This window comes from Arthrobacter sp. MMS18-M83, from assembly GCF_026683955.1.
Taxonomy (GTDB): Bacteria; Actinomycetota; Actinomycetes; order Actinomycetales; family Micrococcaceae; genus Arthrobacter.
In genome coordinates, this window is sequence record NZ_CP113343.1 from 166,689 (window position 1) to 189,876 (window position 23,188).

Annotated in this window: 18 protein-coding genes and 2 pseudogenes; 6 read left to right on the top strand and 14 right to left on the bottom strand. The window is 60.8% G+C overall.

Annotation, left to right across the window (positions count from 1 at the left end):
- Nucleotides 1-80: 80 nt before the first annotated feature.
- A complete protein-coding gene (locus OW521_RS00805; protein WP_268022104.1) occupies nucleotides 81-2,876 on the top strand; it encodes a LuxR C-terminal-related transcriptional regulator in 2,796 nt (931 codons plus the stop codon).
- 29 nt (nucleotides 2,877-2,905) lie between these two features.
- On the opposite strand, the gene OW521_RS00810 is transcribed toward OW521_RS00805, so the two are convergent.
- The 5 genes from OW521_RS00810 to OW521_RS00830 all read right to left on the bottom strand — a co-directional run bounded on the left by OW521_RS00810 (nucleotide 2,906) and on the right by OW521_RS00830 (nucleotide 10,806).
- Complete coding sequence (locus OW521_RS00810) at nucleotides 2,906-3,727, bottom strand: hypothetical protein (protein ID WP_268022105.1); 822 nt, start codon at nucleotides 3,725-3,727, stop codon at nucleotides 2,906-2,908.
- Between the two features lie 125 nt (nucleotides 3,728-3,852).
- Complete coding sequence (locus OW521_RS00815) at nucleotides 3,853-6,177, bottom strand: hydantoinase B/oxoprolinase family protein (protein ID WP_268022107.1); 2,325 nt, start codon at nucleotides 6,175-6,177, stop codon at nucleotides 3,853-3,855.
- A gap of 62 nt (nucleotides 6,178-6,239) precedes the next feature.
- Nucleotides 6,240-8,366 (bottom strand): hydantoinase/oxoprolinase family protein, encoded by a 2,127-nt coding sequence (locus OW521_RS00820; RefSeq protein WP_268022109.1) that lies wholly within the window; start codon nucleotides 8,364-8,366, stop codon nucleotides 6,240-6,242.
- Nucleotides 8,367-8,380: 14 nt separating this feature from the next.
- Nucleotides 8,381-8,824 (bottom strand): acetone carboxylase subunit gamma, encoded by a 444-nt coding sequence (locus OW521_RS00825; RefSeq protein WP_268022111.1) that lies wholly within the window; start codon nucleotides 8,822-8,824, stop codon nucleotides 8,381-8,383.
- 53 nt (nucleotides 8,825-8,877) lie between these two features.
- Complete coding sequence (locus OW521_RS00830; RefSeq protein WP_268022113.1) at nucleotides 8,878-10,806, bottom strand: hydantoinase/oxoprolinase family protein; 1,929 nt, start codon at nucleotides 10,804-10,806, stop codon at nucleotides 8,878-8,880.
- A 615-nt stretch (nucleotides 10,807-11,421) separates the two neighbouring features.
- On the opposite strand from OW521_RS00830, the gene OW521_RS00835 reads away from it, so the two are divergent.
- The 3 genes from OW521_RS00835 to OW521_RS00845 all read left to right on the top strand — a co-directional run bounded on the left by OW521_RS00835 (nucleotide 11,422) and on the right by OW521_RS00845 (nucleotide 14,173).
- Entirely contained in the window at nucleotides 11,422-11,823 is a 402-nt protein-coding gene (locus tag OW521_RS00835; RefSeq protein WP_268022115.1) for a hypothetical protein, read from the top strand.
- Between the two features lie 30 nt (nucleotides 11,824-11,853).
- A complete protein-coding gene (gene mgrA / locus OW521_RS00840) occupies nucleotides 11,854-12,900 on the top strand; it encodes an L-glyceraldehyde 3-phosphate reductase (protein WP_268022116.1) in 1,047 nt (348 codons plus the stop codon).
- 352 nt (nucleotides 12,901-13,252) lie between these two features.
- A complete protein-coding gene (locus tag OW521_RS00845) occupies nucleotides 13,253-14,173 on the top strand; it encodes a hypothetical protein (protein ID WP_268022118.1) in 921 nt (306 codons plus the stop codon).
- Between the two features lie 368 nt (nucleotides 14,174-14,541).
- Here OW521_RS00845 and OW521_RS00850 read toward each other — a convergent pair.
- From OW521_RS00850 to OW521_RS00890, 8 genes and pseudogenes are all read right to left on the bottom strand, one after another.
- Nucleotides 14,542-14,631: pseudogene (locus OW521_RS00850) on the bottom strand (NAD(P)-dependent oxidoreductase); the annotation flags it as partial.
- 727 nt (nucleotides 14,632-15,358) lie between these two features.
- The gene (locus OW521_RS00855; RefSeq protein ID WP_268022119.1) at nucleotides 15,359-15,577 is read right to left on the bottom strand and encodes a hypothetical protein; all 219 of its coding nucleotides are present in this window, start codon (nucleotides 15,575-15,577) and stop codon (nucleotides 15,359-15,361) included.
- A gap of 599 nt (nucleotides 15,578-16,176) precedes the next feature.
- Entirely contained in the window at nucleotides 16,177-16,893 is a 717-nt protein-coding gene (locus tag OW521_RS00860) for an SDR family NAD(P)-dependent oxidoreductase (protein ID WP_268022120.1), read from the bottom strand.
- 16 nt (nucleotides 16,894-16,909) lie between these two features.
- Nucleotides 16,910-17,677 (bottom strand): SDR family NAD(P)-dependent oxidoreductase, encoded by a 768-nt coding sequence (locus tag OW521_RS00865; RefSeq protein WP_268022122.1) that lies wholly within the window; start codon nucleotides 17,675-17,677, stop codon nucleotides 16,910-16,912.
- A complete protein-coding gene (locus OW521_RS00870; RefSeq protein WP_268022124.1) occupies nucleotides 17,667-19,055 on the bottom strand; it encodes an MFS transporter in 1,389 nt (462 codons plus the stop codon). The genes OW521_RS00865 and OW521_RS00870 overlap by 11 nt, the downstream gene beginning before the upstream one ends.
- Entirely contained in the window at nucleotides 19,055-19,942 is an 888-nt protein-coding gene (locus OW521_RS00875; protein ID WP_268022126.1) for a polysaccharide deacetylase family protein, read from the bottom strand. Before OW521_RS00875 ends, OW521_RS00870 begins: the two co-directional genes overlap by 1 nt.
- Before the next feature lie 60 nt (nucleotides 19,943-20,002).
- On the bottom strand, nucleotides 20,003-20,458 hold the full coding sequence (locus OW521_RS00880; RefSeq protein ID WP_268026094.1) for a hypothetical protein: 456 nt from the start codon (nucleotides 20,456-20,458) through the stop codon (nucleotides 20,003-20,005).
- A gap of 30 nt (nucleotides 20,459-20,488) precedes the next feature.
- A pseudogene (locus OW521_RS00890) lies at nucleotides 20,489-21,057 on the bottom strand (asparaginase domain-containing protein); the annotation flags it as partial.
- A gap of 248 nt (nucleotides 21,058-21,305) precedes the next feature.
- Here OW521_RS00890 and OW521_RS00895 point away from each other — a divergent pair.
- A complete protein-coding gene (locus tag OW521_RS00895) occupies nucleotides 21,306-22,037 on the top strand; it encodes a LacI family DNA-binding transcriptional regulator (protein ID WP_326493996.1) in 732 nt (243 codons plus the stop codon).
- Nucleotides 21,980-22,330 (top strand): substrate-binding domain-containing protein, encoded by a 351-nt coding sequence (locus OW521_RS24110; protein WP_326493997.1) that lies wholly within the window; start codon nucleotides 21,980-21,982, stop codon nucleotides 22,328-22,330. The genes OW521_RS00895 and OW521_RS24110 overlap by 58 nt, the downstream gene beginning before the upstream one ends.
- A gap of 445 nt (nucleotides 22,331-22,775) precedes the next feature.
- Here OW521_RS24110 and OW521_RS00900 read toward each other — a convergent pair whose 3' ends face one another.
- The gene (locus OW521_RS00900) at nucleotides 22,776-23,027 is read right to left on the bottom strand and encodes a hypothetical protein (protein WP_268022128.1); all 252 of its coding nucleotides are present in this window, start codon (nucleotides 23,025-23,027) and stop codon (nucleotides 22,776-22,778) included.
- Between the last annotated feature and the right edge of the window lie 161 nt (nucleotides 23,028-23,188).

Consider the following 23,188-nt stretch of genomic DNA (forward strand, 5'->3'; position numbering starts at 1 on the left):
CGCTGTTTTTGACGCACTCATTGACATAGGATTTCAGAGGGCATATTCCCGGCGAACGCCGGTCCACAAGGAGGTGGCAGATGGCGGCAGTGCCGCCCGGTGCTTCAAGCAAGTTCCGCCCCCCGAAACCGGTGGGGAAATGGGTTCCCAGGACCCGCCTGAGCGGTTTTCTCAATGCAGAGTTTGGTTGGCGCCTGGCCCTGATCCATGCACCGGCAGGCTTCGGCAAATCCACCCTGGCAGCTCAATGGATGGAGCTTCTCGCTTCACAAGGACGAACGACAGTGTGGCTCTCCCTGGACCGGGATGACAACAACACCATCTGGTTCTTGTCCCATTTGCTGGAAGCCATCGGAAGGGCAAGGCCGGGTTTCGATGGCGAACTGCAACAGCTGCTCGAGGAACGGCCCGATGACGCAGAACGATATGTCATCCCCGCTCTCGTCAATGCCATCGATGAAGGCGCTCAGGAAATAGTCGTCGTGCTGGATGACTGGCACTTGGTCACAGACAAACGCACCCTGGACGTCGTCGAACGCCTGTTGGAGGCCGGCGGGGCGCATCTTTCCTTCATCATCACGAGCCGAACGCGCTCAGGGCTACCGCTGGGGCGTCTGATGGTACGCGGCCAACTGGTTGAGGTGGATGCCGTCGACTTGCGGTTCGACCGGACGGAATCCCAGTCATTTCTGGTTGACATCAACCGCCTAGACCTCGGCGGAGAGGACGTCGCCAGCCTCTGTAGGACCACCGAAGGCTGGATCGCCGCGCTGCAACTCGTGTCCCTGTCCCTACGCGATCATAGTGAAGCGTCAGCCTTCATCGAAAGACTATCCGGAGGGCATCAGTCGATTGGCGAGTATCTAGCAGAAAACGTCTTTAACACTCTGGAACCGGATGTGCTGAATTTCCTCTTGACCTCGTCCGTTCCAGAGCGGCTCTGCGCCGGCCTCGCGTCGGCACTGTCGGGTGTGGAACAGGGGCAGTCCATGCTCGAACAGGTCCAGGCCCGGGACTTATTTCTGCAGCCGCTTGACGAGGACGGTACCTGGTACCGCTATCACCATCTCTTCGAAGACTATCTGCGTCGCCGACTGGACCGCGACTACCCAGGACGCGCCAGGGAGCTGCATCTGACCGCAGCACACTGGTACTCGGACAACGGATTCCCGAGCGACGCCGTGGACCATGCACTGGCCGCGGGTGACATCGACTTCGCCGTAGAAATCGTCGAGTCCCGCGCGATGTGGCTGGTAGAGCACTCGAGCATGGCGACGTTGCTTGCGCTCGTGGGCAAAATCCCGGCTGATCGTGTTGCTGGCCAGGCAAGGCTCCAGATGGCCATCGCATGGGCAAACACGCTGCTGCACCTGGCTGCAGAAGCGCAGGTCGCCCTCGACCAGGCGCAGGCCGTGATGTCCTTCGACGCGACGTTGAGCGACGACGACCGCTTTGAACTCGGAGTTGAAAGCCTCGTCGTCCAGTGCTGCATCGATATGTACGGTGACGATGTGAGCCGGGTCGGAGAATTGGATGAAAAGTGCTTCGCTCAAGCGAGCAGGCTTCGCCCTTGGATCGTTTCGGTCGGAGCCAATCTGTCGACATTCAAGAAAATTCACGACGGCCAGTATGGACTTGCATTGGAACAGCAGCTTTGGGCGAACAAGTTTCATGACCAGGTCTCGGGCCCGTTCAGTAATGTCTACGGGCACTGCTTTGCCGGCCTCGCTGCTTATGCGCTGCTCGACATGGATCAGGTTGAAAGGCAATTCGCCCTGGCTGTCGAACTGGGACGAAGCCACGCCGGACGACATTCGCACGCCGCCCGACTGGCCGGGGCCATGAAGGGTCAACTCCTTTACGAACGCGGCGATTTGGATAAAGCCGAAAGGCTTCTTGAAGAGACACATGAGCTGGGATCAGAAGGCGGAGTCGTGGACTTCATGACTTCCACCTTTGCCACTCTCGCCAGAATCAAGGAACTTCGCGGCGACTCATCTGAGGCCGCTGAGATACTCGACGAAGGCGACTCCGTCGCCGACAGTCTGGGGCTTTCGAGGCTTAAACTCGTCATCAATCTTGAACGGGTGCAGCTGGGCCTCAAGTCCAGGACACTCCAACCGGGCCTTGCCCCTGGCGTTCCCGTAGCGCACGGGACTCCGGGAGTACGGCTGGAAGGACTGGCCGAAACCAGCTACCAGATTTTCCTTGCCACCCAGGTCCGGTCGGCGCTGGCCGATGCCGTCCCCGCTGACGCAGCTACCCCAGAGCATCTGGCAGCCGTCGAGACAGCCCGCTTTCTGGTGGGGCGGGCTGCAGCATACTTGGGCCCTCGGTCGGAATTGCACGCCCGCATACTGTTGTCTGCGGCACTTCAGCAGGCGGGCCTCCACGACGAGGCTGAAGATACCATTCTCCCGGCGCTCAACACATGTTGCACCTTAGGCCTTGTGAGGCCAGTACTGGACGGCGGAACTGCCTGCTCCGAACTGGTGCGTACCGTCTCTGAAAAACTGAGGCTGGGAACGGCGAACTACGACTACCACCCATATCTCAGGGGGTTCCTCAGTCTCCTGGTTCGGCTGGATTCAAATGCTGCAGTCAACCGCGGAAGTTCCGCACCTCGACGCGAGACACCGTACAGCAGCAGGTCCGCCGTGCCCTCTGTCGCGGAGCCAGGCTTGTCACAACGCGAACAGACCATTCTGCTGCTTATCGATAAGGGTCGATCCAATCGCGAAATTGCCCAGGAGCTTCATCTGGGCATCAACACGGTGAAGTGGTACTTGAAGAACCTTTTCAGTAGCCTCGGCGTGAGCGGCCGTCAGGCCTGTGTGGATGAGGCGCGCCGCAGGCATTTGCTGAAGCAAGCTTGAACTGCAGGGCCGGTCATGGCCGCGGCCGGTCATCTCAGGGCATCAAGCCGCAATAGCACGTCTTCCGGTCGTGCTGCGCTTGGTATCTCTGCCAGGTAAAAGTCTGCGGACGGAAGTTCTACATCCGGATCTAGCCAAAAGCTTCCAGGGACATACCCGCCCACCGCAGTGTCGGCTTGCAGATGCACTTGCTCGTCGTCCAACTGCCCTAGCGTCCACCGATAATTGCTGGTTACGTTGGCGATCGGTGTATAGGCCTCCAGCGCAACGGGCACGCGTCCGAGGCCTTCGTCAGGCGCGCGGTTATCCAGCAACAGGCCGGCGACGGGCAGTGCTGCGAAGGCGCGTAGCCAGTCGCTGACGTACATCGAGGCGTTTTCAGCGTCGTCCGCGACCAGTTCGCTCAGGTTGTCAGCGCCGCCGAAACGGTGTGTGGCGATGAGCCATTCCATCGGCGAGGGGATGCGCAGGACCACTGGCTGGCGTGCAGTCTGAGCGAACACCGTGGCGAATTCAAGGACGGCCTTGTTTGTGTCATTGTCTGCCAACAAACTCCGAAGCGCGTACCCCGTCCGGGATCTAGCCGCCATTGCGGTCTCGAGCCCGGTATTTCCGGCTGTCAGATGATCGTAGAGTCGCTTCAAGTCCAACATGGCGATGTCCGGCCTGAGCAGCCCTTGTGCCTGAGAGAAGAAAGCCGCATAAGCGGTGGCGTTGTCCCAGGGCACGGCATGGCCGCGAAGAATCACGGATGCTGCGTACTCATGGTGATCAAACACCACGGCCTTCGCCCGCCCCGAGGGAGGGGAGGCAACAACGTTGGCAAGTGTGGCGGCAGTGGAAGTGGTCATGACGTCTTTCTCCGAACTTTGGCTGTTACAGGCCTTCAGCGCCGCACCGTCCTGGATTCCGGAGGATGCGGCGCTGAAGGGGATTTTGAATGCGTTGGTCCCGAATCAGGATCTACGTTGGAGGGCTAGGACTTGCGCTGGACGACTTCTCCGTGCTTCATTTCCAGTTCGCGAATTCTCTCCTCCAGTTCGGTGATCTTCACTTCCCGGCGGTCCGGAAGCATGATCAGTGGCAATTTGTCGATGGTCGCTTTGACCCGTTCCGGGCCGTTGCTGGTGAAGTGGGTGGCGGTGAGCTCCCCCGTGTCGTCGCCCCAGGACCCGTAGTAGAGCAGATCCTTCGGAGGCTCAGCCTTCACATAGCCCTTAAGGAACTCCTTGTACGGCTTGCCGCGGGCGATCCGTGCTTGCCGCGAGTCATGACGCAACTGGGTGGTTGCCTCGTGGTCCACCACAAAGGTGTCAGGATCCCAGACGACGCCGTAGATGCTGGTGGCCACCTTCGCTGAAATGCGCCCGAGCTCCAGATCCTTGGCTACCGATTCTGGGTCGCGTTCCAGGACATCGCCGTAACCACCTCCGGAGCCCTGGGCGATCATGTAGAGCTCGCCGTCCTTTGCGACATCGAACTGCAGGCCCATATGGGCGGTGCTGTATTTGCCGCCCTTGTAGGGCTGCTCGTTCATGATCCGTTCCATGGACAAATCGAACTTGCTGGAATCCTTGCGGATGATGTCGTAGATGTTGATGCCTTTGACCATGGCAAGCGGGTTTGTGCTGCAACCATAACCGCCGAACATCCCAGTGATGGAGGAGAACTTGGACCCCGAAGCAACCGTCATGAAGCCCCACATCGGCGTTCCTTCAGCGGCGACAATCATCTCGTAGCCCATACCGCCGCTGTTCTTGCCGAAACCCTGGTTGTCGCGGACGATCCTCTTACTGACCAGTTGCATGAAGGGAACCTCCTCCTCCATGACTTCCTGTTCAGCGGTGTCAGCCATGGCGCAGAACAGTGGGGAGACGGCATCTTCACCATCTCGGAACGCCTTGGCCCCGCCGCCCATACCGTTAAGGTCTGCACACAGATTGCCCACCTGATCCCCGTGCTGGGTCAGACCTCCCCAGAGGAAGGTGTTGATCTGGTTGAACCACGGAGCCAGGACGTTTGAGAACTTCTCCGGGTTGGAGAACTGCATCTTGGCGAAGGCCGTCTGTAGGGCCGAGAACGCGCGGAACGAGGCCTGCAGCGACTGACCCATCGGCGCATCGTAACCGGCGTCGGCCCAGGTATGTTCATCCGAGATGATGTCGATGGGCGACATCGCCGAAGTACACCGCGGCAGGTCCGGCCACCAGAATGCAAGGATCGCTTGCATCATCATTGACTTGACTGAACACAGCGGGGAGTTGATGGCCCGGTTGAGGATTTCCGGACCGGTTCCCCTCAGGTCCACGGTCATCTTGTCGCCCTTGACCGTGACCTTGCAGGCAAGCTTGATCAGGATGTTTTCTTTGAGCGTGGAGTCCATGAACTGGTTGAAGGACACGGTTCCGTCGGGGAGCTCGCTGATGCGGCGTTTGACTTCCTGCTCCACGTCCTCGACTGTGACTCGCAGCGCAGCTACGAACGTCTCGACGCCCACTTCCTCGATGATGCTGTCAACGCGTTCCTGGATTCGCTGAACGGCACCGATCTTGACCTTGAGGTCTGCCAGCTGCAGTTTGGGGTCTCGGACCGAGTGCTGTAGGAATGTCAGCAAATCCCGGCGAAGTTCGCCTTTCTCAACGATTTTGAACGGGGACATCCGCAGTCCGTCATCGAACGGGGTCTCTGAGCCCGAAGGCATTCCGCCTGGCTCGCAGGCGCCGTTCTCACCTTCATGGATCGTTGCCGCGACCCACGCGATGATCTGGCCGTCGCGCATGATCGGTGTGATCATCGATTGGTCCGTGTTGTGGACGTTTCCGTACCGGGCATCATTGTGGATGAATCCGTCGCCGGGATTGATCCCAACGGTCGGCTCGTCCTTCCAATACTTCATGATGTAGCGGATCGGGTGATGCAAGATCGCGGAGAACGCGATAACTCCGTGGCAGGACAGGTAGGTGACGTCCCCTTCGGCCGTGTAAATGGCTGTCGTCAGGTCCCCCCATTTGGCACCGGGAGCGGCACCCATGGCCTCGCACATTTCGTAGCCTTCGTCGAGGGCACCGGCAAGCCGTTTGCGGATGCGGTCGACCTGGATGGGGTCCACGCCCTTGGCAATGCACTCCTCTTCGTAGGCCGAGCGGGAGGTGATCTGGTGGCTGCGCATGATGGCCGGGTCCGGGCCGAGGAAGAGGGTGGTTTCGTCCATGAACTGGTCCACCCACTGCTGTTCCTGGGCGGTCAGCGGCTGGGCGGCGGCTCCACCGGTAGTGCTGTTTTCATTTGCTGTAAGCGTCATTGCTATTTAGCTCCTTCAATGGGAGTAGCGGGAAGGTAGGTGGAGGATCCGCAGGGCACGGATCAGTCCTTGAGGAACCACACGGCGCCTTGGGATGTCGGCTCCAGGCGCCAGGTCGGTTCGACGAGATAGGTGGTGTTTTCGGTCGTTACGATTGCCGGGCCGTGGATGACGTGCTGATGGTGCAGCGCTTCGGCATCATAGACGGGCGTATCGACGGCTCCGTCGATCTTCACGAAGTGAACCTGCCTTGTGCCGATTGCGGACGGCATGGTTCTGTCATGTCCGGAGTCGATCGAGTCAAACTTGACCACGTCACCCTCCACGTAGGACGAGACCCGCACGGTCTGTGCCCTGATCCCGGCCTCGGGAGCCTGGCTGCCAGCACCGTAGCGCTGACCGTAGATGTCGGAGAAGGTACGGATCAGGTGGAGCACATCGGCCACGCCATTCACGCGGTTGATGTCGAAGACGACGGCTGTGGTCACCAGCTGGTTACCGTAACGCAGGTCCATCTCCAGGCTGTGGCGGATGTCGACGGGGTTGTAACCCTGACGAACGAGGTCTTCCCTGCCCTTTGCTTCGAGTTCCTGGATGACACGGTTCAGTTCGCCATAGTTCTTGTAGAGGCTACGGTCCGTTGGGTTGTACAGGACGACATGTGAGCCCCGCTCGTGGATATGGAGGGGTTTCATGTTGCCGGCTCCGCAGGCTGAGAAGACCGAGGAGAACGGCGGGGCGAGAATCTTGCGTATACCTGCGTGGTCGGCGATGCCGCACGCATGCAGCGGACCGTTACCGCCATAGGCCAGCATGGTGAAGTCCTCCGGAAGATAGCCCCGGACGCGCAACTCCTTCGACATGCCGATGGCCATCTGCTCGTCGACGGCGTTCTTGACGATCTTGGCGACCTCAACAGTGTCCATGTTCAGTTCATCGGAGAGGACCTCATCAATGGCGTAGATGGAGCGCTTCTTGTTCAGCTTGATGTAGCCGTTGGCGTAGTTGTCCGGATCAAGGTATCCGAGGACCAGGTCCGCGTCGGTGACCGTCGGGCGGAGGCCGCCACGGTCGTAGCATGCCGGACCGGGGTCCGAGCCAGCTGATTCCGGCCCGATCTGCACTGAGTGGTGAATGCGGTCGTAGCTTGCTATCGATCCACCTCCTGCACCCAGGGTCAACAGGTGGATCATCGGAACGGAGACAAGCCAGCGTCCGATGGTCGGCTGGAAGTCGTAGTGCTTGACTCCTCCCTCGGGGACGAGCCCGATGTCGAAGGAGGTACCGCCCATGTCTGTGGAGATGACATTTCCCAGCCCCGTGCTGTCAGCCAGGTGCTGGGCAGCGCCTACTCCGGCGATGGGTCCGGAGTGGATGGTCTGCAGTGCGTCGGTGGAATTCGACTGTGCCATGCCGCCTGAGTTGTGGATGACAAGCATGGGTTTGTCATACCCGGAACCCCGGAGGTTGTTGGACAACTGCCCGAGTGCGTGGAACATGATTTCGTGCAGAAAGGCGTCGACAATAGTGGACGTTGCCCGCACATATTCGCCCTTTCGGCCGGACACCTGGCTTCCCAATAGAACGGGAATAGCCCCGAGTTCGTGGGCCGGATACTCGTCCAGGATGATGTCGAGGATCTGCTGCTCGTGGACGGGATTTTCTGTCGAATTGACCAAGGAGACGACGATCGCTTCTGCCCCGTTGTCCACAAGTTCGCGAACCTGCGTGCGGACGTCGTCTTCCAACAGGGACACGACAACCTTGCCGGCCGCGTTGATTCGTTCCTTGACCGAGCGGATCAGGCTGCGGGGCACGAGCGGATCCGGGCGGGTGGCATCCGGCATATTTTGCTGCTTGGAAGGGTCCAGCCCTTCGCCGTAGCCACGGCCCCGGGAGAGCGGGATGGTGTCCTCGAAACCGTGGGTCACGAGTGCGCCTACCCTCGGGCCCTTCCCTTCAATAAGTGCATTGGTGCCGAGGGTTGTTGCATAGCGGACTGAATCGACTTCCGCCAGAACGAGATCGCGGTCGAGTCCAGCGCGCGAGCAGGCGAGGTCGAGTGCTTCATTGAAGCCTTGAGCCAGGTTGTGGTGTGTTGTCAGCGCCTTCGCTTCAACGTACAGGCCGTCCCAAGCGAAAAAACAGTCGGTAAATGTACCGCCGATGTCAACGGAAATTCGTTTCATGACCAGTGGTTTCCTTAGCTGTGCGAGTGACGGGCGAACGGGGACAGACTGTTGCACGAACCAAGGGCCGGGCTGAAGTCTGCAATGGCATCTTCGCCGGGTCCGTAGTTGATGACGGTCTCCGGGTTGGTTCCACGTTTCGTCCACTGTTCGCGGAGCGAGTCGATATCCCAGAGCATGTCCACGGTCGGCGGGTGTCCCGGCGGTACATACTCCGTTTCGAGCTGCGTCCCGCAACCCGGGCAGTAAAACTCGAGAATCCTGCAGAAAGCGGGGTCCGGAGCGAAGGTGAACTCGTACCTTTCCGGATCAAGAATCGACTGATGGATTTCTCTCGGGTCCCGGTCGTAAACCAGGGTTCCCTCCTTGTAATTGCCCCGGGCGTCGCCGAGGTCATGGCTGCAGACCCGGCAGGTCCACCGCTCCGTGTCGAGATCGATGATCAGATATTCCGTCATTGGAATCCGCATGACTTGTCTCACCTGTTTTCTTAATGATGGTTGTGTGGGGGTCACTTCTGGATGGTGTCTGTAAGCAAGAGGTCACCGGAGACCGTCACGTCGAAGGTCCAGCCGTGCGGCACGCGGGCCGTGAAATAGGGGCCCTCCACGATTGCCGGACCCTCGGCCGACGCACCGGCTGTTTGGCGTTTCAGCTCGAATACCGGGACCTCATCGACCTGGTCCACGGCGGAGCGGACGTTTCGGGTAGAAGTGGCGACGGCGGGCCTCTTCGCGATTGATTCGGCTCGTCTGATCGACGCGTGCGGCAGTTCGTAGCGGGCGGTCAGGGTCAGCAAGGTGTTGTGTTCGCGGGTGCCGGGCTGGGGATCGGAATCCAAGTATGGGAACTCCGAAATCAGCTGTCCTTCGGCGTCTTCAAGCACCACGTTCCATTCGAGCCGACATTCGTCGATTTCATGGCCCTCCTGGAACATGTCCCGGGTCGCCCGGGCCAGCAGCGCCGCTTTGCTTGCCCCGAATTCTTCGGCGTCCATTCCGGCCACGTTGGCCTCGTAGGTCTGCGCAATGTCGGAGAAGCCGATTCCGAAGGCCGAGAAGACGGCAGCCATTTCGGGCACGAGCACTCGGCGGACGCCGGCGATCCGTGCCGAGCCGCAGGCGCTCATCGGGCCTGCACCTCCGAACGCGGCAACCGTTGTAGCGTCCGCATCCTCGACGTCGTTGGCAAAGGACTGCGACATGCGTTCGAAGTAGGCGGCCTCCATGCGAATCAGCGCCTCATTCAGGGTTATCCCGAGAGGGTCTGCAATGACTTCGGTGATGACCGCACGCGATCGCTCGGCGTCGAGGATGAATCCTCCGTCGAGGTAGGTGTCCGGATCCAGGACCCCCAGCAGCAGATTTACGTCCGTGATGGTGGCTTGCTTGCCGCCGAAGCCGAAACAAGCCGGGCCCGGTGCAGCCCCGACGCTCTCGGGGCCGACGGTGATGACGCCGTCGCGGAGTCCGATGACAGAACTGCCGCCGACGCCGCTCGAGTGGACGTTGCTCATCTCAAAGGAAACCGGAATGCCCTGAATGGATCCCCGGCGGTCCGTCGAGATGGTTGAGTTCTTCACCGAGCCGACATCAGTGGTTGTACCGCCGACGTCGATCATCAGCACATGCGCAAGTCCATAGGCCTCAGAGAGCGCCTTTGTTCCTTCAAGTCCACCGCGAGGCCCGGAAGAGTAGGTCTTCAACGCCACAGATTTAGCCACACGCGAAGAAGCTCCGTCATTGCGGTAGATCAGGAGCGGGTTCTTGACCTTATGGTCGCGCAACCGGTGCTCAGCGCTGTACAGGAACCGCTCCATGGTGGGGTGCAGGAAGGAATTGATGATTCCGGACCATACGCGGCGCCCCTGGACGGCGTCGGGCGTGAATTCCCAAGAGAAAAGAATGGGTACCGAACCCAGCAAGTGGCGAGGGAACTTCCGCAGCAGAATGCCCTTAACGGCCCTTTCCTTCTCCCTGTCCGCCATTGCGATGACAAGCCTGGCCGCACCGTCAGTCGTCAGCCGGTTGACCTGCTTGACGATCTCCTGCGATAGCTCCTCCATCTCCCGTTCGGCGTTGACAACTGCTATGCGTGTACCGACAAGGTCGTCGAACAGCTCCGCTGCTGCGTCGCCCTTGCGAAGTTCTTCGGCCAGGGCGAGGCTGTCTGTGAGGATGCCGATCCGTGGCCCCTTGCGCTCTACAAGTGCGTTGGTGCCTTGGGTGGTGGAATACCGGATGTGGCGCGTGGAGTGCAAAAGTCCCGGAAGATCTTCTTCACCGAAGATGTCCTTGGAAGCCTTGGCTATGCCGTCGAAGAGACACTGGGAGAGGTCGAAAGGTGTGGTGAGCGTCTTGGTGAACGAAAAATTCTCACCGTCCCAGACACAAATATCGGTCAGCGTTCCACCGTTGTCGATGTTAATGAGCCGTTCCATTGATACTCCTTTGTATATTGAGGCGCGGTGACACCAGCGGCGTATTCCTCAACAGGTGTTTGTGATCCATGACACATTGAGGCCTGACCTCAGTTTCGTTCCTGATGCGGTGTGGCTGGCTACTACCCGGCCGGGTGGACTATTCGGGAGGAGGGCTGGCCACCCGGGTGGGCGGTGGAATGGTTTCGAATTCGCTTCCGAGTCTTGCGGCTACACCTCGACCACATCGCCAAACCCGAACACATCCACCCTGTCCATGCCCTTTAACGCAGGCCGCTGCAGCACCGTCACCTTTGGCGTCGCGCGAACGCCACGGACCGCCGTCGAAGTTCCTTCTTCTTGACGAGACGTGTGAAGTGAACAGTTTCACCGGGTTTGGGCTAAAGCGCTTCGGTGGGGCTGGCGATCCTAGGTTCGAGAGGGCCACGATCATCGCATTCCGGGTGATCGCAGGGGACTTAAGCTGTTGAGGGCGGCCAGCTCGCGCCGACCAATCGGCATGGAAGCAAGGCCATCGAGTCCATCGGCTCAACACGTCCGTCAATGACGTCCAAGCTGTTTGTCCGCCCTGGAACTCCCCCATTTCCCACGCGAAGCTAAATCTAGGAACCAAGGATGATGATGTCTGGCACGAGCGACGTCGCCGCCGTAGCGGGCGACTCGGTCAGTACCGTTTCGAATGCCCGGAACAGCACCAGGAAAGTCAAAAACGAAACCCGAGAGCGCGGCGATTGGGGGGAACGTCATGTCCGGGTATTTGGCGGGATCGAGGTCCTAGGCTCCTCGCTGCTGGTGCAGCTGTTGGTGGGCAACTACGTTGGCCTCATCAGCCGGGACCGCACGATTGCCAGAGGCTGGCTGGACATGGTCTCGGCAGATGGGACTACCGCCTGGGTGTGGCTCGACGGGGGCCGCGGGCGTCGGATGGTACACGCTGGGGACGGGATCGGTCTCATGGTTCTGGAAGAAGCCTCCGACGTTGCTTGCACCCACGAAACGACAAACAAGAACCGCTAGAACAAGACAGCAACCGAAGGAAACTGAACCATGATCTACGCCTCCGCGCAGGACCGTTATGATTCCATGCCCTACCGAAGGGTCGGGCGGAGCGGTCTGAAACTTCCGGCGGTCTCACTGGGCCTCTGGCACAACTTCGGCGACGACAAGCCCTTTGAGACGCAACGGGCCATCCTTCGCCGCGCTTTCGACCTCGGCGTCACGCACTTCGATCTGGCCAATAACTACGGTCCGCCCAGCGGCAGTGCCGAAACCAATTTCGGCCGGCACCTCAAAGACGACTTCAAGCCGTACCGCGACGAGCTCGTCATCTCCACCAAAGCCGGATACCGCATGTGGCCTGGCCCGTACGGGGAATGGGGGTCCAGGAAATACCTGCTCTCGAGCCTGGACCAGTCCCTTGAACGCATGGGCCTGGACTATGTGGACATCTTCTACAGCCACCGCCCGGACCCGGATACTCCCCTTGAGGAGACCATGGGAGCGCTCGACACAGCGGTCCGATCGGGCAGGGCGCTGTACGCGGGCATTTCCTCCTACTCCCCGGAAAAGACACTCGAGGCGGTTGCCATCCTCGAGGACCTTGGAACCCCGTTGCTGATCCACCAGCCCTCGTACTCAATGCTCAACCGTTGGACCGAACGCGGCATCCCCAACTTGTTCCAGAGTCTTGAGCAGGTGGGCGCAGGCGCCATCGCGTTCTCGCCCCTTGCGCAAGGATTGCTGACCACCCGGTACCTGCACGGCGTCCCGGAGGACTCCCGCGCGGCCGCAGGCAAGTCGCTGGTGGACACCCAACTCTCCGAGGAGAACCTGACGCGGATCCGGGGCCTCAATGAGATCGCAGCCCAGCGCGGGCAGACCCTCGCCCAGATGGCCATCGCCTGGGTGCTGCGCCCACAGAACAAGGGAATACCGGTCACGTCGGCCCTGATCGGTGCCAGCAGCGTCCGGCAACTGGAAGACAATCTGGCGGCAGTATCGGGCCCGGACTTCACCAGCGATGAGCTCGAAAGGATCGACGAATTCGCCGTCGAATCCGACATCAACCTCTGGGCCAAAGCCCTGCAGGCCTAAGACCATTCGGGTGCGCTGAGAGCAGGGGTTCCTCCACGCGGAGAGCAATTATTGAGCCACCGTTGGGGAATCCCAACGAAGTTACCCCGGCCCCCTCCGCGGGACGCGCGCAGTCTTGCGCCAGCACCTGATCCGGTCAGTGCACTTACCGAAAGGAAACTCGCGACAGCGTCTAGTGCTGTAGGCACGTCCGCGCCGGCAGCCGAGCGCCAGTCCCCTGCACCCAGACTAAAGAGCCGCTTTAGAAGCTGGCTACCACCGATGGCGGGCTGGCCGTGCTGCTCGTGGGTTGAGGACTCATCGCGCGAACCATCTCGGCATTAAGCATGTGATGCCGGGCGTAGCTAGCACCATGGCCGCCGACGGCTTCTACGTCCTGGCAGCATCCGCTGAATTATTGTCACCGTCCAGGATAGAAAGGATTCAAATGAACAGGCATTCCGACGTGGTCTGCGAGGACGATCTCGAAGAGGTGGGCTGGAAGCACCCAACCCCAATCACTGCTGAGCTCGCGTCCACCTGGGTTAACAAGGGTCGGCGTCTCTCGCTCCCTCTGCTTGAACTGGCTGGGCCGCTGGCGGACCCGGCGACCGTTATTCCCCGAGTTGTCGAAAAGGAGAGTGGCCGGCTATACGGGAACTTCATGCTGGCTTGGCTCGATAGCAGCGGCGACCCGCGAGTAGTGAATCACCTTCCCGACGCAACGCTTTTTCTGCAATTGCTGGACCTCGCCTATGGGCCTGTCTTCGAATTGCGTCCCGAGCTCCGGAGCCTGTTGAGTGGTATGAGTCGGGCCGAAATGGCTTTGACTAACGACGTCCTCCAGATTCAGCTGGGCACGGTCCAGGGGAACTACAGCATGATCCGACACCACGCCCTCATGCTGTTCTACGCGGCCTTGTGGCTGGATGAGCCCGAACGATCCGGATGGTTGGACTTGTACGACCAATTGGTGACCCACGTTGACGAGCGACCGGAAGGGCGACCGAGCCTGGAACAGATCGGCCTCACGGAAAGCGGCGCCTTTGAGGACTTCGCGGCACTCTCAGGGCGAACATTGACGGATCCGGAGGCTCGGCAGCTGTTGAATGATCCTGATGCACTGCAACGGATCATTGACTATCAACTGTATGCCGCTGTGGCGATTGGTCTGTTATGGCGAGAGTATCGCGCCCTCCCTGAGGAACTGCGGGATGCATGGCACCGTGAACAGCTGTCCAAGGGCTACGTCAGCCCGGATTTTCTGGAGGACAACTGGCTGAACGAGAAATGACCCTTCACCGCCCCCGAATATCAAGAGCCTCGACAGAGAGAACAGAGCATCACCGAACTTCAGCTCATCATCAAGAATGCAAGGCTTCACACTGACGATCAAGTACTTAGGGACGGCTCCTTCCCCAACGAATATTTTCGCGGAGAAATTACTAACAATCGCTTCCGGAGAGCGACAGCTGGAGCTCAAGAGGCCGAAGCCTCTCTTTAGTCGAGCGCATTAGTTAATCGAGCAATTGAGAGGGTGCTCTGTGCTGGAAAAATCGAGTTTGCCAAAGCCAAAATTTTCCGGTCGCACGGAGCACCCTTTCGGTATCGGTTCCGTCCTGGTTATGCGAAATTCATTCTGGCCCCAGTGATGGACCGCCGTATCCCCTTGATGCCGGCCCGGCGGGCCGCCTGGAACACGTTGTACGTGGAGAGCATGTTGTTCTCAAACGTCGCAGCGTCCGGGACGATGTTTTCCGCTTCCACCCGCCACTGCAATTCTCATCGGTACTCCCTCGATATGGCTCGGCGGTTCCGACCGGACGCCCTGATCAAGGCCCCCTTTAGGTCAGGCCTCTTGCCAAGCCTGATCCGGGCCGGCGGTGTCGAATCCAGAGTGGAGCTGGGTCCAGCTCTGGCGCGTGGCCCTCCCAGTCCTAAGACAGCCAGACACCCCAACTGTCGTCCATCAGAGCCGAGGCCCCGCAGCCAGGCCCTCGGGAATTTTCTTGCCGGGGTATCAGAACAGTCAGCGGGTCAGGCTCAGCTGCCCACCCGGCATCGTGTAAAGGGCTCTCTTTCACGGTCCGGATGGCGGTCCGATGAGGCGCAGTCCATATCGGTCTTCTAAACATCCGCTGTCGTTTGCCGACAACGGCGTCAGCGGTTCCACGAGGCATCATCCCTGCTGAAGTCCATACAATCCGGTTGAACCCAAGGGGCCGCGGCGCTGGACCAGATCATAAGCTCGGTGCGTATAGTCTCTTTGGTCACTTCTCCGGTTGGCTAGTTCAGTGGCTCCGAGTTGAACAGGCGACAAGAGCGGGGCGAAATTCGGCACAAAATGGGTCCAGGCTCATAATCCGATACCCAGCCACTCGGCGGGCAAATCATCAACCTCAATGACTGAGGAAACTTGCCACAGGATTAATTCCGGGTGCTTTGGCCGTTGCCACTATTCGCTTGTCGCAGACTCAGTTCACCAATCGTCGCGTTCCCTGGTCAGGCCAAAGGGCACGGTGTCACTGAGTGCGACTGTGAAGGAATCGTGTCCGTGACGTGTCACGAGAATCCCCCGGCGTCGTTCTCGCATTGCCCGGGCTCGGGCGACAGTTACCGCGTTGTCGAGCTGGCGGTCCATGCTGGCACGGTCCGTGGCAGACACCTTCAGCGTCAGTTCGGGATCGCTTGTTCCCACTTGTCTATCCTTCGGTTCTCTGTGTTGTATGGCCTGGCCCTTGGGCGGTGCCGTTGTTGGTAGCCGGTCGCGAGGTCAGTGAAGCGGTGCCGAGGCTCCGAGGCTTCCGGGACTGCGAGGGCTGACCATTTACGGGAATATCACTGACTGCTTTTCTGCAGGTCAAGGGGAATCTTCTCGTGTGGGAGGAATGCGCGAGGTGTGGCACCGAGGAGTCCTTGCCGTGGTTGATATTGCTAGCGCGGTAAGTCCGCTGCCAGCACGGGCCGTGCGCGCCGGCAGTCCGGCGTTCTCCGGGTCAGCTGCATAGGCCTGCTGCTCCTTGAGCAAGCCCTGCAGAGGGGACCCATCGTTGAAACACCCGATCACACCGGCCCACAGCTCTTCGACGGTATGGAACAGCCGCGCCGCCCCCGACGGTCCGGAAACTACCCAGCCGTCGGGGAGCGCGCTGACTTTGGGGGCTCCGGGTCGTCCGCTGCACAGCTCGTTGACCGTACCGGCAACGATGAGGTGCATTCGCTTGGTCCGCACCGGTCCGAGGACCGGGTCAGGTACGGTGGTTGTTCCGCAGGCACCGCACATGCGGTCCCCCTTTCTTAGGGCATCACGTCGCCGGAGTTGGGGCCGAGGGTCTGTCCGACGAACAGGTTCCCGCCGGGGTCGCTGGCAAGCAGTAACGCAGCGGGTGCTACCTCGGCCGGTGTGCCGAAGCGTCCCAGCGGAAGTTCCGCACGTTTGGCCGCTTTCCAGCTTTCCGAGATGCCCTCCACGAGGGGCGTTTCAATCGGGCCGGGGGCGATGCAGTTGACCAGAACGTTGTCGGGTGCCAATTCCAGAGCGAGTGCCTTGGATAGCCCTACGACTCCGGCCTTGGCGGCACTGTAGTGGCTCAGTCCCACACCGCCCTTGAGTGCCAGCTGGGAGGCGATGTTGATGATGCGTCCCCATTTTCGCTGACGCATCTCCCCCACTACCTCCCGGCAGCAAAGGAATACCCCTGTCAGGTCCACGGCAATGGTTTCATTCCATTTGTCCAGTGACATGTTTTCCAGCGGGGATTCTGTGCGAAGTCCAGCACTGTTGACAAGTATGTCGATCGGGCCGAGCCGTTGACGGGCCTCCGCAAAGGCCGCCTTGACACTGGGTTCGGCGGCGACATCAACGTGGATGACTCCGTTCCCGGCAGCCCTGTCCAGGACCGCCACGCTGTCACCGTTTTCCCTGAATGCGTCGGCGATCGCTCGGCCTATACCGCTGGAGCCGCCGGTGACGACTACCGCCCGGCCTGCGCCTTCAATAGTCTGTGTGCTCATGGTGTCCATTTCGTCGTTAGGCTCTCATTTTGACGGTGAGTCCACCATCAACGATTAGGGACTGTCCGGTGATGTAGCGGGAATCGTCGGAGGTGAGGAAGCCGATGACGCTTGCGACTTCCTCCGGCGTCCCCACACGCCCCCAGGGAATGTCTTTTCCGGCCCGCAGAAGTCCTTCAGGACCCAACGAGTTGATGGAGTCCAGCGACTGCGGGGTCTCAATGAGGCCAGGTATAACAGCGTTCGCGCGGATCTGGCGCGGCCCAAGTTCCACGGCGACGCTGCGGACAAGGCCAAGGACCCCGGCCTTGGCTGCCGCGTAGTGTGCGTGTTCCTCCCAGCCATAGACGCCGCCGGCGATGGAGGAGATTGCAACCAAGGCGCCGCCTTCCGTCATTCTCGCCGCACCGGCACGCAAGGTCCGCAGCACCCCGGTGAGGTCCACGTTGAGCATGTCGTGCCACCGTTCATCGGACATCTCGGCCAGCGGGGAGTTGCGCAGAATTCCCGCATTCGCGATCGCGGAGTCCAACCGGCCATATTCGTCCAAAGCCCGTTGGGCGAGCCCGTCGACCGAGACGGTGGTCCGGACATCCACTTCCTGGATGACCGCCTCACCGTTGGCATCCTTCACCAAGCGGAGGGTTTCTTCCGGATCATGGGGATCTCCTGGAAACGTGCCGATGACGGAGCGCACTCCGCGTTTTGCGTAGTGGACCGCTAGGGCTCGTCCGATGCCGCTGGCCGCCCCGGTGATGATGGCTACCTTGTTGTCAGATGTCATGGGGGTGGTCCTCAAGCAGGGCTTCAACCGGCGGCTTGGCGGCGATCATGAGGAGCCCGGAGAACAGTGTTCCCACGGCTCCGACCCAGAGTGCGGCGGGGCCAGTTCCCGCTCCGGCGGCTGCTGCCGTGAAGAGGGCCCCGCCCAGGATCACGCCGGGCTGGCTCATGGCGCCGATGAATGCGGTGCCCGTGGCGCGGCAGCTCACCGGGTAACACTCGGCCATGAAGTACTGGATCGCCGCGTAGGGTCCGACCAGGAAGAACAGTCCGGCACCGTAGGTGAGGATGATCATGAACGGGCTCGTGGCGAGGGGGCTGAGCATGATCGTGAAGGAAATCCCGGACAGGATCCAGCCGCCGATGATGGTCCGCTTCCGGCCGATCTTGTCGCCAAGCCAGCCGTGGAAGACATAGCCGAAGTAGGCGAGCATGTTGATCACGATGAGCATCCAGAAGGCGTCCGAGAGTTCCACGCCCTTGGCGTTTTTCAGGACTGAGCTGCCGAGGATGCTGAAGATCATGATGCCGAAGAAGTTGAAGATCCAGGCCAGGGAGAAGATGATCGTGTTCCGGCGCAGGTGGGGTTCCCAGATGCGCTTGAGCGGGGCCGCGGAGGAGTGCTCGACGCCGTAGGCATGCGCGAGGGAGTGGGCTTCCGCGGACTTGCCGCCCTTCTCAAGCTGGGTCAGCTTGTGGTGCAGTTCAAACTGCGGGGTCTCCTTCAGTTTCTTTGAGATGACCCAGACGATGATCGCTGCCGGAATGGTCGCCATCAGATACAGGGCACGCCATCCAAGCGAGGGAAGGAAGACCAAGGCGAGTGCACTGGCCAGCAGGAAGCCCAGCGGCCAGCCCCCTTGGATGAACGAGTAGTGGAAGCCGGGACGCTTGCGCTTGTCGGCCACTTCGGTGACCTGGTAAACCTCGTTCATGTAGGTGGCGTTGACGGCCTGTTCGGAGAATCCGAGCCCGCCGAAAGAACGGATCAGGACCAGCAGGCCGTTGCTGAGGAGCGGGATCCCGGTCGGGATCAGCGCGGTCAGCCCGGAGATAACCGCGGTTCCCCCGATAGTGGTCATCATGCCCTTGCGGCGGCCCAGCCGGTCGATGACCGGGCCGATGCCGAAGCAGACGACGGCGGTACCTACAGCGATCCAGGTGTTGATCGCATAAGCTTCCGTTGCTGTCCACCCAAACTCCTCCTGCATGGCTGGCAGGAGGGTGCCGAACAGTCCGTAGTCGAAGACGGCGACGGTCCAGGCGAGCAGGGCAAGGACGGTGGCGATGCTGGTGTTGCGCTTGGAGAAAACCGGGAAGCGGCGTTTCTCGTTCCGTGCCGGTTGCGTCAGGTCGACGGCGGCCTGCTGGGTAGTCATCAGTTGCTTTCCTTTCGGGGGCTACGGGCGAGGAAGGAGTCCGCGATCTGGTCGAAAGTGAGCCAGCTGACGCCTTCATGGGAGTTGATGTGTTCGATGAGCCGTTCGAGCATGAGCAGCACCTGGGGGCGACCGGAGACGTCCGGGTGGATGGTCATGGTGAAGACTGCCTGGTCCATTTCCCGGTACACCCAGTCAAATTGGTCGCGCCACATCTGTTCGATATCCCGGGGGCTGACAAATCCGTGTGAGTTCGGAGCGGCCTTGATGAACATCATGGGTGGCAGGTCGTCGAGGTACCAGTTGGCGGGGATCTCGACTAAGTCGGTTTCCTTACCCCGGACCAGGGGCTCCATCCAAGTCTCGGCGGCCTTTGTATAGTCGATCTTTTTCCAGCTGTCGCCGACCCGGACGTAGTAGGGCTCGAAATCGCGGTGCATCAGTGAGTGGTCGTACTTGATTCCGCGTTCGAGCAGGATTTCGTTGGTGACAGGTGAGAATTCCCACCACGGTGCGACGTAGCCGGTGGGACGGCGGCCTGAGACCTTTTCGATCAGTTCGATCGACCGGTCCAAAATGGCCGTCTCCTGCTCACGAGTCATGGCGATCGGGTTCTCGTGCGAGTACCCGTGAACGCCGATCTCATGCCCGGCATCGACGATCATCCGGGTCAGGTCCGGGAAGGTCTCGATTGAGTGGCCCGGTACGAACCAGGTAGCGGGCAGTCCGTACTTTTCAAAGAGCCGGATAAGGCGCGGGCCGCCGACTTCTCCGCTGAACAGCCCGCGGGAGATGTCACACGGGGAATCTTCGCCCCCGTAAGAGCCAAGCATTCCGGCAACGGCGTCCACGTCGACGCCGAACGCGACTTGGATGTCCTTAGTCATGAGATCAACCTTTCACTGCGTTTGTTTTGTTTACGTTGTGTTTGTGTTTAGGGGAAACGATCAGGGGAGCTTGCCTCGGCGGGCAAAGATCTCCGCGATGCGGGCCTTCGGAGTGTTGAGTCTGAGCAGAAGACTGAGAAGGATCAGCGACTGGGATGGCCGGAGCAGCCCGGACGGTATGGCGCCGGCCGCGCGCAGGTCCTCACCGCCGCCGTCGCCGTAGCGCGGGACCACGGCACCGGCGTCGACCCGTGTGCTTGTGACGACGACGACACCAGCCGCCGTAGCGTCAGCGATCTCCGGGCACAGTTCGCGGTTGGCGTTGCCGGTTCCCGTCCCCTGGAGAACAATTCCCGCGGCCCCGCCATGGAGGGAGGCCCGCAGGAGTGTGGAATCCGCTCCAGGGTAGGCGGCAATCAGGTCCACGCGCGGCGACCCGGCTGCTGCGCACGGCAGAGGCAGCGGCTCGATTCCAGAGGCTACTTTCTGCATCCGGACTTCGCCAGTGTCAGACACCCATCCCGCTGTTCCGAAATCCGGGTTGGAGAAAGCATTGAGCCTCGTTGTGTGACTCTTGCGTACCCCGGCAGCAGGGAAGATCGTCCCGGCAAACGCCAACAGCACGCCCTTGTCCCGGGCCTGGGGGAGCCTGCGACAGCGATAGCACGGTTGAGATTGTCTGGACCGTCCGGGGACGCGGAGTCGGCGGACTCCTGCGCTCCGGTGAACACCACCGGGCGGGGATCATCGTGGGTGAGAGCGACAAGGTAAGCCGTCTCCTCCATCGTGTCGGTACCGTGAGTGACCACTACCCCAAGCACCTGGGGGTCAGCCAGGGCCTCCTTGATCTTGGCGCAGATGGCGATCATGTCATCGACGGTCAGCAGGTATGAACCCTTTCGGAAGACATCGCCCACTCGGACCGGATGAGGGGCCGGGACCCCCATACTGGCGAACACCTGCGCCCCCGTGTCCGAGGCCACGGCGGCTCCCCCGTCCCCTGACGCACGCGAAGAGATTGTTCCGCCCGTGGCCAGCAGCACCACATGGGCTCCACTCAAATCTGTGACAGTCATTTCCGCTCCGTAATGTCTTGCACCTGCTGCCAGGCTCATACCCAATCGATTGGGTTGGTGAGTAAAAAAATATCCTTGTAATACTTCATGGGGTGACACCCGGGGTCCCGAAGATGTAAATACGCCGTCCGGATGCCGGTACCGCAACTACCCAATCGATTGGGTATTTGCTGAAATGACTATAGAATGTGAAGTGCGGCACGTCAAGGGTTCAGAAACCAGAGATCCGCAGGTCATCAGGCACGCTGGGTGCTGAAGACTTTTTTGCGCTGAGGCAGGGGAATGAATTGGACGACAGCACGGCCGACGGCCGCACAGTCACGCTGAAGGACCTGGCAAACGAGCTTGGTATACACCCGTCGACTGTGTCCAGGATCCTGCATTCCGGCTCCGAAGTGGCGCGAGGGGCAGCCTCCGTTGCGACTGCCCAACGCGTGCGTGATCTGGCACGGAAACGCGGCTACTCTCCGGACCCCCAGGCCACCGGCCTGCGGACACGGCGCACCCACCTGCTGGGTGTGATTGTGCCGCGGCTTTCGGACCTCGTACTGGCCATCATGTACGAGGGCATTGAAGAGGCCGCGGCTGAGCACGGCTATTCCACTTTTGTCATGAACTCCCGGGACGACCCGGAGGAACAACGCAGGAAAACGGACACCATGCTGGCTCGCCGGGTGGACGGGCTGATCATCGGAGACGCACACCTGGACGGCAGCCTGTTGCGGGAGTTGACCGCCCGCAAGGTTCCTTTCGTGCTCATGAACCGCCGCGTGCCTGGCTACCCATCGGCCACCTGCGACGATGTCATCGGCGGCCAGCTTGTGGCCGACCATCTGTGGAGCAAGGGGCATCGGAACGTCGCCGTGATCGCCGGTGAACCCTATGCGAGCACCGCGGTTGACCGGACGGCCGGTTTCGTGGATCGATGGCATGCCCTGGGGGCAAAATTCCCCAGGAAGCCGTGGTGTGGTCCCGGTTCGACACCGCCGGAGGGCGGGAAGCTGCCGAGACCATCCTGACCGACTGCTACCCTCACCCCACTGCCCTGTTCGCCGTCAATGACTTTGCCGCGATCGGCGCCATGGGGGCAATACGATCCCACGGCCTCACCGTCGGCCGGGACGTGGCCGTCGTGGGCTTCAATGACACCTCCCTGGCCTCGGAGCTCCCAATCCCCCTCACCTCTGTCCGCTCGCCCATGCTCGATATCGGGCGGACGGCGGTGCAGCTCCTGAAACGGCTTCTGGACGGTGAACGCGTCGAATCCGTCCGGTTGAAACCAACCCTGCGCGTCCGCGAAAGCAGCGCATAAGGCAACGGCCCCTCGCCCGCGCTGGACATTTGCCTTACTGATGCAGGCGTCACGACTCCGAGTGAGCCTACAGGCAGCCCGGACTTCGCCGCCGGAAAGATGCATCTGTCGGAGCACCGCATCCGCCCATTACGGCAGGGCCAGCGCTTCAGCCGTCTGCCAATCGGGAGGGAGATGGCTGCCGTGGTTCTTCGTCCGAGCCGTCAGCTTCCCGAATCGGATCTGTTGTGTCGTAGGGATTCGTCAACGATTTCCCGTACGCCCAGTCTTCACCCGGCCGCGCTGGGCCGGGCCCAGGGATCGAAGAGACGCTGCTTCGCGGAGCCGACACAGCTCCGGACTGCTTTCCTCCACCGGCTCCGCCTGCTAGCCGCCAGGTGATCGCGTCAGCCCGCGGTGCGAAAAACTATCTCTTGCCTCCGACCCTGCTCCTTGATCGCATGTTTCAGACCCGCCGTGTGTGGCTGCTGTCTCCTTGATTGAGCATCGGACTCCCCTGGTATTTGGCAAAGTGAGGTTCAATGGCCCACGCGGCCCGGTGCAGAAGACGGGCCAGCAATGCCTGCAGGCGGACCAGCCGTCTGCGGGTGCGTCCGGCGGGTCGTGGAGCGATAACCGGGGCATTTGGCAACGCGCTGCGTGCTTCGTGGTTGATGGACTTGATGACTGCGCAAGCCATCATGAGTGAAAAATCCATAGTTCTCTTCTGTCGTTTAGTGCGCACCGAAATACGCCCTTTTGCCCGGGCATCCTTCGGGCGGGGATCAGTGGGGTTTCTGCGACGACTCATCCGGAAACCGGTTCGGTCGAGTCTCTCCAAACGACACTATCCGGCCAGGGGCAACATGTCAGCAGCCG

What these genes read in the sequence shown, in the direction of transcription:
- OW521_RS00830 (WP_268022113.1), bottom strand. Translation starts at nt 10,806, where the DNA reads ATGGAACGGCTCATTAACATCGACAACGGTGGAACGCTGACCGATATT.
- OW521_RS00875 (WP_268022126.1), bottom strand. Translation starts at nt 19,942, where the DNA reads ATGACTAAGGACATCCAAGTCGCGTTCGGCGTCGACGTGGACGCCGTT.
- OW521_RS00845 (WP_268022118.1), top strand. Translation starts at nt 13,253, where the DNA reads ATGGCCGCCGACGGCTTCTACGTCCTGGCAGCATCCGCTGAATTATTG.
- OW521_RS00825 (WP_268022111.1), bottom strand. Translation starts at nt 8,824, where the DNA reads ATGACGGAATATCTGATCATCGATCTCGACACGGAGCGGTGGACCTGC.
- mgrA (WP_268022116.1), top strand. Translation starts at nt 11,854, where the DNA reads ATGATCTACGCCTCCGCGCAGGACCGTTATGATTCCATGCCCTACCGA.
- OW521_RS00870 (WP_268022124.1), bottom strand. Translation starts at nt 19,055, where the DNA reads ATGACTACCCAGCAGGCCGCCGTCGACCTGACGCAACCGGCACGGAAC.
- OW521_RS00805 (WP_268022104.1), top strand. Translation starts at nt 81, where the DNA reads ATGGCGGCAGTGCCGCCCGGTGCTTCAAGCAAGTTCCGCCCCCCGAAA.
- OW521_RS00865 (WP_268022122.1), bottom strand. Translation starts at nt 17,677, where the DNA reads ATGACATCTGACAACAAGGTAGCCATCATCACCGGGGCGGCCAGCGGC.
- OW521_RS00815 (WP_268022107.1), bottom strand. Translation starts at nt 6,177, where the DNA reads ATGACGCTTACAGCAAATGAAAACAGCACTACCGGTGGAGCCGCCGCC.
- OW521_RS00900 (WP_268022128.1), bottom strand. Translation starts at nt 23,027, where the DNA reads ATGGATTTTTCACTCATGATGGCTTGCGCAGTCATCAAGTCCATCAAC.
- OW521_RS00860 (WP_268022120.1), bottom strand. Translation starts at nt 16,893, where the DNA reads ATGAGCACACAGACTATTGAAGGCGCAGGCCGGGCGGTAGTCGTCACC.
- OW521_RS00835 (WP_268022115.1), top strand. Translation starts at nt 11,422, where the DNA reads ATGATGATGTCTGGCACGAGCGACGTCGCCGCCGTAGCGGGCGACTCG.
- OW521_RS00810 (WP_268022105.1), bottom strand. Translation starts at nt 3,727, where the DNA reads ATGACCACTTCCACTGCCGCCACACTTGCCAACGTTGTTGCCTCCCCT.
- OW521_RS00820 (WP_268022109.1), bottom strand. Translation starts at nt 8,366, where the DNA reads ATGAAACGAATTTCCGTTGACATCGGCGGTACATTTACCGACTGTTTT.